Annotated in this window: 11 protein-coding genes; 2 read left to right on the top strand and 9 right to left on the bottom strand. The window is 49.6% G+C overall.

Annotation, left to right across the window (positions count from 1 at the left end):
- Nucleotides 1-96: 96 nt before the first annotated feature.
- Nucleotides 97-396: a hypothetical protein gene (locus tag AF331_RS00730; RefSeq protein ID WP_053426342.1), complete on the top strand. Its 300-nt coding sequence runs from the start codon at nt 97-99 to the stop codon at nt 394-396.
- Between the two features lie 37 nt (nt 397-433).
- Here the strand turns inward: AF331_RS00730 and AF331_RS00725 are convergent, their stop codons facing one another.
- The 8 genes from AF331_RS00725 to sppA all read right to left on the bottom strand — a co-directional run bounded on the left by AF331_RS00725 (nt 434) and on the right by sppA (nt 10,128).
- Nucleotides 434-1,267: an EcsC family protein gene (locus tag AF331_RS00725; protein ID WP_053426341.1), complete on the bottom strand. Its 834-nt coding sequence runs from the start codon at nt 1,265-1,267 to the stop codon at nt 434-436.
- 218 nt (nt 1,268-1,485) lie between these two features.
- A complete protein-coding gene (locus tag AF331_RS00720) occupies nt 1,486-2,679 on the bottom strand; it encodes an acetate kinase (protein ID WP_079516619.1) in 1,194 nt (397 codons plus the stop codon).
- 2,544 nt (nt 2,680-5,223) lie between these two features.
- The gene (locus tag AF331_RS00715) at nt 5,224-6,210 is read right to left on the bottom strand and encodes a class I SAM-dependent methyltransferase (protein ID WP_200908241.1); all 987 of its coding nucleotides are present in this window, start codon (nt 6,208-6,210) and stop codon (nt 5,224-5,226) included.
- Nucleotides 6,211-6,333: 123 nt separating this feature from the next.
- Nucleotides 6,334-6,834: a thiol peroxidase gene (gene tpx / locus AF331_RS00710; protein ID WP_053426339.1), complete on the bottom strand. Its 501-nt coding sequence runs from the start codon at nt 6,832-6,834 to the stop codon at nt 6,334-6,336.
- A 129-nt stretch (nt 6,835-6,963) separates the two neighbouring features.
- Nucleotides 6,964-7,419 (bottom strand): GerW family sporulation protein, encoded by a 456-nt coding sequence (gene ytfJ, locus AF331_RS00705; protein ID WP_048007462.1) that lies wholly within the window; start codon nt 7,417-7,419, stop codon nt 6,964-6,966.
- A gap of 15 nt (nt 7,420-7,434) precedes the next feature.
- The gene (locus tag AF331_RS00700; RefSeq protein WP_053426338.1) at nt 7,435-8,145 is read right to left on the bottom strand and encodes a DUF2953 domain-containing protein; all 711 of its coding nucleotides are present in this window, start codon (nt 8,143-8,145) and stop codon (nt 7,435-7,437) included.
- Between the two features lie 430 nt (nt 8,146-8,575).
- Entirely contained in the window at nt 8,576-9,106 is a 531-nt protein-coding gene (locus AF331_RS00695; RefSeq protein ID WP_053426337.1) for an RDD family protein, read from the bottom strand.
- A gap of 14 nt (nt 9,107-9,120) precedes the next feature.
- A complete protein-coding gene (gene sppA / locus AF331_RS00690) occupies nt 9,121-10,128 on the bottom strand; it encodes a signal peptide peptidase SppA (RefSeq protein WP_053426336.1) in 1,008 nt (335 codons plus the stop codon).
- 152 nt (nt 10,129-10,280) lie between these two features.
- On the opposite strand from sppA, the gene AF331_RS00685 reads away from it, so the two are divergent.
- Nucleotides 10,281-11,078: an NAD kinase gene (locus tag AF331_RS00685; protein WP_053426335.1), complete on the top strand. Its 798-nt coding sequence runs from the start codon at nt 10,281-10,283 to the stop codon at nt 11,076-11,078.
- A 66-nt stretch (nt 11,079-11,144) separates the two neighbouring features.
- On the opposite strand, the gene rarD is transcribed toward AF331_RS00685, so the two are convergent.
- The gene (gene rarD / locus AF331_RS00680; protein ID WP_053426334.1) at nt 11,145-12,059 is read right to left on the bottom strand and encodes an EamA family transporter RarD; all 915 of its coding nucleotides are present in this window, start codon (nt 12,057-12,059) and stop codon (nt 11,145-11,147) included.
- Nucleotides 12,060-12,119 lie beyond the last annotated feature (60 nt).

Here is a 12,119-nt window from a genome sequence, read left to right as displayed (position 1 = left end):
ATTCAACACTTATTCATGAATTTGTATAAATTCTTATTAGAATCCGTCAGTGTATTCGTGTAGGATGGAAATGAATCAACGAAATGAGGGATCATCATGTTCAACTTTTCAACAGATGAGCGATTGAAGATCCGACTGCCTGATCTGAGCCGGGACTGGAACGGGTACACTCCCCACCAGCAAGAAAAGATCCTGATGGAGTGGGAAAAGATCCGTGGCACCATCCCCGATCGCATAAAGGAGCTGGAAGTGGAAATCGAAACCCTCCTGACCGAACTATCGGAGGAAGACGATTTCGAACGCTCGTGCATGATCAATGAACGGATCAGCGACCGTGCTTCAGCCATCAACGATCTGTGGATCTGGTATCGGACCAATCCAGAAATCCACGCATGAAAAAACGGCGGAGATCCCATTCTCCGCCGTTTTCATTTTAGCTTTTCTTTTCCCTTAAATACCGATACTGATAATACTTCTCTGCAAATGCCGTGATCCTTCGGGACAGCTGATAATTGGATCCCGCCCCGATTGCCATGGAGATCAGGGGCAGCCCCGACCATTTCTTGCCTTTGAACATGGAAATCGCAAGTGCCTTCATGGATTGCTTCAGTGTCCCCTCAAGCCACGTATAATCCGTCAGCTGTTCCGAACCATCAAAGAAATACGTTGATCCCCTGCTCTCCAGGTCTTGAAGAAGCTCTTCCCACGCTTCGGCCTGCAGCCTTGCAGGCAAAGTGGCCGCGTGGAACACTTTCAGGGAAGTCATGGTTTCAAATGGCGTCTGCACGTCACAGCCATAAGACGCAGCGATCAGCTGGATGGAACGAAGATTGATGACGGCCATCGCAGGTAGATCAGATCCTAGTGCCACCAAGCCCCCTGTGCCGGTGATCCCCCCTTGGACAAGGGAATAGAGGCGATGACGTCCCGCATGCTGTTCAGCGATATAATGCAGCTGATCAATGGACAGCGCTGCAAGATCATCCACCACTTGGATTTCAGGGTTAAAGGTCCTGGCCGTGGACAAAATCCGTTCTTTGGCATCGTTTTGCATCTGCGACCCTTGAATCAGGGAGTGCAGCTGAAACAACCATCCGTCCAAGCGTTGAAAAAATGATTCCTGGACCTCTTCTGGGACCGCCGCAAAAGCCGTATCCAGCCATTTCACATATGTAAACTCCAGATCATTTGCTTCATAATCATACAAATCACGTTTCCAAGCCTTGATCGAATCCCATACCTGTTGATCTCTTTCAGACCAGCTCACACCATCCACTCCTCGCACAAACTAGATTTGTTCTAAGTATATCACACTCATTTTGGAAATCAGCCTGAAAATACCGGTGGAAAATAAGCCGGCAACTCCACCACTCACACATTCCGGCGTTCCTCCGTCCCGTCTTCCTGCTTTTTCTCCAATCCGTTTTTGTCCCCCTGAACAATAAAGAGCCTCCACCCGGTTGGGGTGAAGGCTCTGGTGAGCGATCAGATATCGCCTTTTTCAAGAACGTCACGGGCGATCATGACTTCTTCGTTGGTCGGGATGACCATGACTTTGACCGGTGAGTGAGGGTAGCTTAGGAATGTTTCTTCCCCACGCGTCGTGTTGCGAGCAGGATCCCAATAAACACCCATGAACTCAAGGCCTTTAAGCACTCTTTCACGGACGATCAAGCTGTTTTCACCGATTCCGGCAGTGAAGACGATGGCATCGACACCGTTCATGCGTGAAGCATATGAACCGATGTATTTGTGGATGCGGTTGGCGAATACGTCAAGAGCAAGCTCAGCACGCTCGTTACCTGCTTCCACTCCATCCTGGATGTCGCGAAGATCGCTTGAGAACCCGGATACACCAAGGATCCCTGATTTTTTATTCAAGACGTTCAACACTTCATCAGCCGTTGAATCGGTTTTTTCCATAATGAAGGGAATCAACGCAGGGTCGATATTACCTGAACGTGTACCCATTGCCACACCCGCAAGTGGAGTGAAGCCCATGGATGTATCGATGGATTTTCCGCCTTCGATCGCAGCGATGCTTGCTCCGTTACCCAAGTGACAAGAAATCAGGCGAAGCTGCTCTTTCGGGCGACCGAGCATTTCAGCTGCACGCTCAGAAATATATTTATGGGATGTACCGTGGAAGCCGTATTTGCGGATTCCGTATTTTTCATAGTACTCATATGGCAGGCTGTACAGGAATGAACTTTCAGGCATCGTCTGATGGAAAGCTGTATCGAACACAGCAACAGCCGGTACGTTCGGAAGGATGTTCCTGAACGCTTGGATCCCTGTCAGGTTCGCCGGGTTGTGAAGGGGTGCAAGCTCTGATAGCTCGTCGATTTTCTCCAATACTTCATCGGTGATGAGGACGGATTCATTGAATACTTCCCCGCCGTGTACAACGCGGTGGCCGATTCCTTCGATTTCATCAAGAGAAGAAATGATGCCGAAACCAGTGAGCTTGTCCAAAAGCATTTTAACAGCCACTTCGTGATTCGGGATATCGGTGATTTCTTCGTTTTTCTCGCCGTTTACAGAAATGGTGAAGACGGAATCCTTCAGTCCGATACGCTCAACGAGTCCTTTTGTGATGACGGTTTCTTCCGGCATATCAAAAAGCTGAAATTTCAAGGAAGAACTTCCAGCGTTAATTGCAATGACTTTTTTTGCCACGGTATATCGCTCCCTTTATGTTTGAATCTCTTCTTTTATTTTGTTCCATGAACGAATTTTTATCTCTCAATTCCTCATTTAATCACTAGCACACCCCCATTTCAAGAAAAAGCTTGAAATGACATCGGTTACATGTTAAATTAATTATTTTCCCAAAATTTAAATAATGAGTGGAAGCAACCGAAATCGTTCTTGATGGGGGTGAAATGGATAAGGGACCGTTTCTTTTCGCTGCGGGCGCTTGCTTTCCTGCGGGGAGGGCGGCAAGTCTCCTCGTGCCTGCGGGGTCTCGCCACTCCTCCTTTTCCGCTGGAGTCAAGCACCCTCCGCTTCAATTCACTCTTTGGTTTTTGATGAGGGATTTACTGGTGGTGGGCTAGTGTCCTATCATCTCCCTACGCAGATAACTTTTTATTCACGTTAACAGGGGAGATAACATGAGTGCTTCGTTAAGATTTGAGGGTGTAGCGGGGATTTCGTTCTCGATGGATGTGTGATGGAGGCAGGGACCGTTCCTTTTCGCTGCGGGTGCTTGCTTTCCTGCGGGGAGGGCGTCAAGTCTCCTCGTGCCTGCGGGGTCTCGCCACTCCTCCTTCTCCGCTGGAGTCAAGCACCCTCCGCTTCAATTCACTCTTTGGTTTTGATGAGGGATCGTTGATGGTAAACTAGTCCGAATATCTTGCTATGCAGGATTTTGGTAATTCCTATTCATTCCAGAAAAGGCAAGGCTGATTCGTAAGATAAGAGGGTGTAGTGGGGATTTTGTTCTGAATGATTGTGTGATGGGGACAGGGACCGTTCCTTTTCGCTCCGGATGCTTGCTTTCCTGCGGGGAGGGCGTCGAGTCTCCTCGTGCCTGCGGGGTCTCGCCACTCCTCCTTTTCCGCTGGAGTCAAGCACCCTCCGCTTCAATTCACTCTGTAGCTATATAAAGGTAAGTGGGCAGACAGTGCCAATCTAGCAGAATGATTCAGGTTGCAATCCGTGAGTAGAGTAGTACACTGAAGCCATGGTAAGGGAATCCAGAACAATTTCAAGCTTCAAGCAGCTTTTGCACCACCCAAATTCACATGAAGTAAGAAACATCCGAATTGGGCTTCCTCTTCATGACAGGATGATGAACCCTCTATCCTCTCAAACCGAAAACCAGCACCTCCCCCTCTTCCCCACACAGCGCCTCGCAGCGGAGGACAGCCGACTCCTACGGGAATAGTGAGCAGGTGAGACCCTGCAAGCGCAGCCGAAGCGGCTCACCGTCCACCCCGCAGGAAAGCGGCCGGCCGCAGCGAAACGGAACGATCCCTTCCCCACTTACAACCAAAACAGAAAATTGGATGGCTTTCGAATACATCTATGATGGCACTCGCCTATCCCAAATCAAATAGTGCAGTGTAGCGGAGGTCGACCGACTCCAGCGGGAATAGTAGGCAGGTGAGACCCTGCAAGTATGAGGAGGCTCACCGCACACCCCGTGGAAAGCGGCTGACCGCAGCGGAGAGGCACGGACCCCTCCCCATCAAATACTATTATCAAAAAGAAACAGGACGCGATCGGTGCATGCAGGGACGCTCTTCTCACAACGTAAAAATTAGCACATCCTCCTCTCCCCCACAAAGTGCCTCGCAGCGGAGGACAGCCGACTCCTACGGGAAAAGTGGGCAGGGTGAGACCCCGCAAGCATGAGGAGGCTCACCGCACACCCCGTGGAAAGCGGCTGACCGCAGCGAAGAGGCACGGACTCATCACCACCAAACACCCTTCTCAAAAAGAGTGTTCTGTGAATCGACCAGAGATTCTGTTAAAACTACCAAGGCTCTCTTCCTCTCACTCAATAAGGAAGTCCTGAATGATACCCAACTTTTCATACCAGAGTGCCTCGCAGCGGAGGACAGCCGACTCCTACGGGAAAAGTGGGCAGGGTGAGACCCCGCAAGCATGAGGAGGCTCACCGCACACCCCGTGGAAAGCGGCTGACCGCAGCGAAGAGGCACGGACTCATCACCACCAAACACCCTTCTCAAAAAGAGAGTGTTCTGTGAATCGACCAGTGATTCTGTTGAAACTAGAAAGGCTCTCTTCCTCTCACTCAATAAAGAAGTCCTGAATGATACCCAACTTTTCATACCAGAGTGCCTCGTAGCGGAGAGGCACGGGCCCCTCCCCATCAAATACCATTATCAAAAGAAACAGGACATGCTCGGTGCATGCAGGGACGATCTTCTCACAACGTAAAAATCAGCACAGCCTCCTCTCCCCCACAAAGTGCCTCGCAGCGGAGGACAGCCGACTCCTACGGGAAAAGTGGGCAGGGTGAGACCCCGCAAGCATGAGGAGGCTCACCGCACACCCCGTGGAAAGCGGCTGTCCGCAGCGAAGAGGCACGGGCTCATCCTCATCAAACACCCTTCTCAAAAAGAGAGTGTTTTGTGAATCGACCATAGATTCTATTAAAACTACCTCCTCTCACTTGATATAGAAGTTCACTGACCCATTCCCAAAAAGAGCAACAAAAAAAGGCCGCTAAAAAAGCAGCCTTTCAATCAATCATCGTTTATTATCAGTCAGCCATCCATCAATCTTACCGAGGATGTCCTGCAGCGCCCTTTGATTGGACAGGCTAGGAAGCTGTGCCAACAAGATTTCTTTCGGCGCCTCGACTCCATCACCCTTCTTCTGAAGGATCAAGATGCTCTTGGCAGCCTGCTTATTCTTGAACAGGGATAGGGGCAGTTGTAAGAAGCCCTGGATATTCGCCGTTTCATTCAAGAAGTTTTGAAGCTGTGAAGCAAACGGGGACTCAAACAAATTGTTCGGGACGATGAAGAACAGATATCCCCCCTCTTTTGTATGCTTGAGGCTTTGCTCGATAAAGAGATGATGGGCATACGAATGCCCCTCTTCCGCCTGCAGCTCATAGTCCTTCGCCCTCACATCGTTCGGATAGTACCCGATCGGCAGATCACTTAGGACAAGATCCACGGGATCGATCATGAGGGGTTCAAGGGAATCCTGGTTGAAGAGCTGAAGCGGATGCTTTTGCAGGTTGGCTCCTACATAGGCGAGCTTGATCAGCACCTCATCGATTTCCACGCCGACGGACTCCGTCTCTTTCCCCGTCAGGTGGTTCAGCACCGTGGTCAGGAGATTACCCGTTCCGATCGCTGGGTCCAAGACCTTGAACGTGTCCATTCCTTCGGTAAAACGGTTCACCAGATAGCTGATGAACATGCCTAGGGAATCCGGCGTCATCTGGTGATTCGGCTGGACATTTTCTTTCATCCCTTTCAAGATGGCAAATTGGAATGCTTTCCGGATATCCTCATCTGCCGTCTCGTCAAGGTTCAGTTCCGCGTATTTTTTGGATAATCGCTTCTTCGTGAGCTCGCTGAGTTCATCTTGAAGGATTTCTTCCTGAAAGAGATTCTCTCCTGTTTCAGCGACTGCCTCCAGATAGGTACAGTTCAGTTCCTCCTGAAGCAGGGTGGAGGTTTCATCGAGTATGCCGAATAGTGTTTCGACTGGTGAATTCATCATGTACGTTCATTCCTTTTCACGGTTTGGTGCTTTTATTGTAACGTGGGCATCGCCTTTTGTAAAAACCAGACCCTTTTTGCGGCAAAAAAGGATGCTGGCCGTGGCCAGCATCTGGTGAGATTATTTTGCGTTTTTAACCGCTTCGATTGCTGCTTCATAGTTCGGGTGATCAGTTCCTTCGCTTACATACTCTGCATACGTCACTTCGTCGTTGCTGTTCACGACGAATACGGAACGTGCCAACAGACGGAGTTCTTTCATGTAGACGCCGTATGCTTCACCGAAGCTCATATCACGGTGGTCAGATAGGGTTTGGACATTCTCGATGCCATTTGATCCGCACCAGCGTTTTTGTGCGAAAGGCAGATCAGCAGAAATGGTCAGGACTTCCACATTTCCGAACTTGACTGCTTCTTCATTGAATTTTCTTGTTTGGGCGTCGCAGACGCCTGTGTCGATGGAAGGAACGACAGAGATCAAACGCACCTTGCCTTTTGAATCCTGAAGTGTCACTTCTGAAAGATCGTTGGCCAGTACGGTAAAGTCAGGTGCTTGATCCCCTGCTTTTACTTCGCTGCCCACGAGTGTGACAGGATTGTTTTTGAATGTGATTGATGCCATTATGTATTCCTCCTTTAAAATAGGTTGTACTTCTTCATAGTACAGAAAAGGGGTGAGGGTGCGCAACTGTTAGGGCTTACCCTCTCCAGAAAGAAAATGGGGCATGCAGGAATCTGCACGCCCCAAGGCTTAAAAGTCTACATTTTGTTTATGGTGATCCGGTCCGTGTCCATCATGGTCTTTCTTCAGCATGCTCTGAATCTTTTCGATGGCACCTGGTGCAAGATCGAGAAGTCGGTCAAGGAGATGGGTATTTTCATCAAGATGAAGCATTTTGATGCCCCTTGAACTGACGATCAGAAACGCGATCGGGGTGATGGATACACCTCCACCGCTTCCTCCACCGAAAGGTTGCTGCTTTGGTCCGGACTGTGGCTTGTCTCCATTATCTCCACCTTTACCCTTGCCGTCGATGATGAATTCACTGCCGCCTGCAGCAAATCCGAACCCGACTTTCGATACCGTCAAGATCACGCTTCCGTCTGGTGTTTCGACTGGATCACCGATGATCGTATTCACATCGATCATTTGTTTCAGATTTTCCATGGCGGTGGTCATTAACCCTTCAATAGGATGTTCGCTCATGTCAGTTCCTCCTTATTATACTGAATGTTTTTCACCTGAGAGGGTGGACAATGGCTTTGTCTTGAACGTGGCCTTGCCGCCCCTCCAAAAACGAAGTATCTTGAAACCTACGAGGATAGCATTCCCAATTCTAAATTGGATGATACATGAAAATCTGGTCTGGATGATCGCTTGTTGAAAGTCGGGGACCACCTGTAGATCCGGCATGGACTGAAGCCTGATGTATCCGCTCATGAGACTGATGATGCTTCCTTTCAATCCCCATATCGCCCCTGTGAAGGAACCCGTTGTGGCGGCATCACCCGTGCCGATCTTCGTATGCCAGATGACATCATCCATCTTCACTTTCTTCATGAAATGCCGGATGATCCGGTGCAGGGACCGTACATGGACGAGGAGGGTCTTCGTATCTTTAAGGCTATTCATGAATTCCGAAGGGGTCACCTTCTTCTTATCTTCTTTTTCCTTGCCGGAAGAGCCGGCATCCCCTGCCTTCTTCTTTTCTTCCAGAACGATATTCGGACCATCATCATCGACCTTCACCATGGGGATGTCGATTGTATATTTAAGGATTCCATACCATGCCCTGAGCATCACCTTGAAATGATCATTATCATTTCCGTGATAGAGGGATATGGTAATGGTCAGTTTGGTTATAAAAATGATTACGAATAATAGCAGCAGCAATGCAGCGAGGATCAGGAGGGTCCATACCCACCAGCTCATATCCATCACACCCCTTCAACTTCCCATTATCGCCTCGACGATCATGATTTAAACCTTTCTTTTCCTTTCGGACCCACCTCTTCCCATAAGGGTGACGAACAAGCATGGAGTCGATCCCACTCCCAAATACAAAGAAAGAGGCTGGGGCAAGAGAGTTTTAGTCATAGTAAAACCCGAACTATTTGAGATAGTTCGGGTTTTTGATTTGTTTCATGTCCATTACGATTTACTTGTTCCTAGCGGTTGATTGGAGTGCAAGACGAAGACTCCAGCGGGAAGCGTAGCTGATGTGAGACCCCGCAGGCTTGCCGAGGAAGCTCACGGGCTACCCGCGGAAAGCGTAGTCTTGCACGGAAATCATGAGCGGTATAAAGAAGCCATACTGATAGTGTTCGTCATGACCTTTTTGTTTTTCCCAGTCTTTCTTGATTCATATTTGTGCCGGTGTGAATTCCATCTTTCTTTTCTCGTGTACGACCGTGGTGTCAGCGAAGAGATCATGGATCCCCTGCTTTTTCGTGGTGAAGGCGACAACCGCGTAGAGGAGGAAGAAAGTGCCTGAGATGAAACGTCCGATCAGCTCCCTGAATAGGACGGTTCCCCAGTCGAGCTTCTGTCCTTTGATGCCGACCACTTTGACGCCGAATAGCATCTTCCCGAGAGTCTGGTGGAAGAACTTCGTCATGAGAACGAAGTAAGCATAAAAGACGATGGTGGTCAGGATGGTGTATGGAGCGAACATGGAGCTCCCCATCGGGATATCCAGCAGCTTGAATACCGGTGTCACGAGGAGCCGCGTTACACTTCCGATCACAATCAGATCGATGATGTAGGCCCAGAATCTGATCCAAAACCCTGCCAGGAAAAACCCTTTGGTGGGTATGAATGGTTCTAGTCTTTTTTCTTCCGGCTGCTCCCTTTCAGGAAAGGGCACGCCGTCTTGTTCATATACGTCACTCATCGGTCAAGCCCTCCTTACTCAGAATATAGATACATCAATCGTGGTGCGTTCGGTTGGGATAGGATCTTGGCAAGGGCCGTCGCTTCCATATCTCCACCGATCATTTTCTTCGCTCCCATATTGAAGAGCCCTGCGAAAGAATCACCAGAGGAATAACGGAAGACTTCTGCATCTTTCAGCTTGTAATCCTTCTTCATGGCCTCGACGGTGTCTTCGTAATAACCGAATTCATCGATAAGGTTGACTTCCTTCGCCTGCTGTCCGTCATAGATCCGGCCGTCGGCGATTTTCTTCACCTGATCCTCCGACATATCACGGCCGCTTGCGATGACGTCCACGAATCCTTCATAGGAATTATCGATCATGGACTGCAGGATATCCCGCTCTTCATCGGTCATCTCCCTTGTCGGGCTCATGATATCTTTGTATGGACCACTTTTGATTGTCACGAAGTCGACTCCGTATTTTTCAGCAAGCTCTGAATAATTGATTCCCTGCATGATTACCCCAAGGGAACCGGTGAGGGTTTCCTTGCTGGCGAAGATCTTGGTGGCAGGGGCAGATATGTAGTAACCACCTGAAGCGGCCGTGCCCCCCATGGACACATAGATCGGTTTCTTCGTATCTTTTTTGATTTCTTCAAGCTTTTTATGGATCTGGGCGCTTTCCACCACTCCTCCACCAGGTGAGTTCACCTTCAGGATGACCCCTTTGACCGTGTCGTCCTTTTCAACAGCGTCGAGCTGTTCAAGGAAAGACTGGTGGTTATAGCCCGCACTCTCGAACAGCGAGCCCGCGCCTCCTGTATCCTGTATGACTCCGTTCACTTCGAGTACGGCGATCCGGTCCCCGGACGATCCTGCATCCAATACTTCTTCATTCAGGGTCGAGTCCATGCTCAGCACTTCTTCCCAGGCACTTGTGAAATCACCCTTCAATGCCGATGTGGCGAAATTGACGATGACCGAGACAAAGAACAGTCCGGCTGCGATTCCAAGTGCAATCCATCTTTTTGCATTCATGTTGTATAATCCTCCCTTTCTCATCCTATCTTATGTAAGGATATCTTTATCATTCTACATATAAAACATGGTAGAATATTCACTAAGTAAGATTCTAGCAAATTTTTAATCAAATGGGAAAACTTAACCTACATCGACAGGGGGCATTTCACATGAATCGTCGCAATATTTATTTTTATCACCTGAAAGATGCTGCACTCGGGGCGAAGCTGGATTCACTCTATGAACTCGCGCGCCGCTATGATTTCACCATCGTCAACCGTCACGAAGATGCGAGTATCATCGTGAGCGTAGGGGGCGACGGCACCTTCCTTCAGGCCGTCAGGAAGACCGGTTTCCGGCAGGACTGCCTCTATGCCGGCATTTCCACCGGTGGTACCCTAAGCATGTACTGTGACTTCCATATCGATGATACGTCCAAGATGATCGAGGCAATGACCAAGGAGCAGATCGAAGTCCGGAAATACCCGACGATCGAAGTGACCGTGGATCATCAAACCTCATTCCTATGTCTGAATGAGTTCAGCATCCGCTCCGGGATCATCAAGACGTTCGTGATGGATGTCTTCATCGACGACAACCATTTTGAAACGTTCAGGGGAGACGGCATGGTCATCGCCACACCGACGGGCAGTACGGCCTATAACAAATCCGTCAACGGAGCGGTCGTGGATCCGATGATCCCCTGCCTTCAGGTGAGTGAGATGGCTTCCCTCAATAATAACCGGTACCGGACATTGGGCTCTTCCTTCATCCTCAGCCAGGAACGCCGACTTGTCCTGAAGATCGTCCAGGACGGGAATGATTATCCTGCCATGGGCATGGACAATGAAGCCCTCGGCATCCAGCACGTCGAAACCATCGAGGCGAAGCTGAGCGGAAACATCATCAAGACCGTCAAGCTGAAGGATAATTCTTTCTGGGAAAAGGTGAAACGTTCATTCCTTTGAGAAAAAAAGAAAACCCGGATATGCCGAAAGGGAGGGCCACTCCTTTTCAGGCATTCCGGGTTTTTTCTATGCGCTCAGCCGGGCATCTTTCCGCCTTTTCCTTGCAAGCTGAAGCCGTGATGCCGTCAACACCGCCAATGCGAGCCAGATGAAGCAAAAGGCGATGGCATGGACGGTAGAAAACGGCTCATGATACATCCACACGCCGAGGATCAAGGTGATGGTCGGGGCGATATACTGCAGGAATCCCACCATGTAAAGGGGGATCTGCTGGGCCCCGCGCGAGAAGAACAAGAGTGGGATCGCCGTCGCTGCACCTGCTCCGATCAGAAGCAGATCCGTTCCTGTTCCCGTATGGAAGAGTGCCAGTGAATCATCCTGATACAAGAACAGGAGGTACACGATTGAAACGGGCGCTATCGTCATGGTTTCCAGGGTCAGGCCGATGGATGATTCAACCTGGATCAGCTTTTTGGCCAGCCCGTATAAACCGAACGAAAACGCCAGCCCGAACGCGATCCACGGGAAATCACCGTAGGACAACGTGAGGACGAGCACGCCCGCCGCGGCCAAACCGAATGACAGGATCTGGGCTCTGGTGAGCTTCTCCTTGAGGATGAAGACACCCAATAGAATGCTCACCAAGGGATTGATATAGTATCCGAGGCTCGCTTCCACCATCTGATCTGTATTGACGGCCCATATGTAGATGAACCAGTTCGCGCTGATCAACAAAGAAGCGACGAGGAGCGCGAGCACCTGCTTTTTCTTCGTCAACGACGTTTTCAGATAGGATGTGAATCCTCTGAACCTTCTTGTGACCAAGAGGAACAGCAGCATGAACCAGAAGGACCAGAAGATGCGGTTTGCCAGGATTTCATCGGCCGGGACATCTCCGAGAAACTTCCAATAGATCGGGAGGATCCCCCATAATAGATACGACAACGCGGTATACGCAATTCCCGTCTGACTTGACTTCATTTTGTTACCCCCAAACTATTTCAATGACCGAAATAACTCCATTATAGCCATGGGGGTGAC

The sequence above is a fragment of the Rossellomorea marisflavi genome, assembly GCF_001274775.1.
In the GTDB taxonomy this organism is placed as follows: domain Bacteria; phylum Bacillota; class Bacilli; order Bacillales; family Bacillaceae_B; genus Rossellomorea; species Rossellomorea marisflavi.
This window is presented reverse-complemented; position numbering and strand designations above follow the sequence as displayed.

What these genes read in the sequence shown, in the direction of transcription:
- AF331_RS00730 (WP_053426342.1), top strand. Translation starts at nt 97, where the DNA reads ATGTTCAACTTTTCAACAGATGAGCGATTGAAGATCCGACTGCCTGAT.
- AF331_RS00715 (WP_200908241.1), bottom strand. Translation starts at nt 6,210, where the DNA reads ATGAATTCACCAGTCGAAACACTATTCGGCATACTCGATGAAACCTCC.
- tpx (WP_053426339.1), bottom strand. Translation starts at nt 6,834, where the DNA reads ATGGCATCAATCACATTCAAAAACAATCCTGTCACACTCGTGGGCAGC.
- ytfJ (WP_048007462.1), bottom strand. Translation starts at nt 7,419, where the DNA reads ATGAGCGAACATCCTATTGAAGGGTTAATGACCACCGCCATGGAAAAT.
- AF331_RS00700 (WP_053426338.1), bottom strand. Translation starts at nt 8,145, where the DNA reads ATGAGCTGGTGGGTATGGACCCTCCTGATCCTCGCTGCATTGCTGCTG.
- AF331_RS00695 (WP_053426337.1), bottom strand. Translation starts at nt 9,106, where the DNA reads ATGAGTGACGTATATGAACAAGACGGCGTGCCCTTTCCTGAAAGGGAG.
- sppA (WP_053426336.1), bottom strand. Translation starts at nt 10,128, where the DNA reads ATGAATGCAAAAAGATGGATTGCACTTGGAATCGCAGCCGGACTGTTC.
- AF331_RS00685 (WP_053426335.1), top strand. Translation starts at nt 10,281, where the DNA reads ATGAATCGTCGCAATATTTATTTTTATCACCTGAAAGATGCTGCACTC.
- rarD (WP_053426334.1), bottom strand. Translation starts at nt 12,059, where the DNA reads ATGAAGTCAAGTCAGACGGGAATTGCGTATACCGCGTTGTCGTATCTA.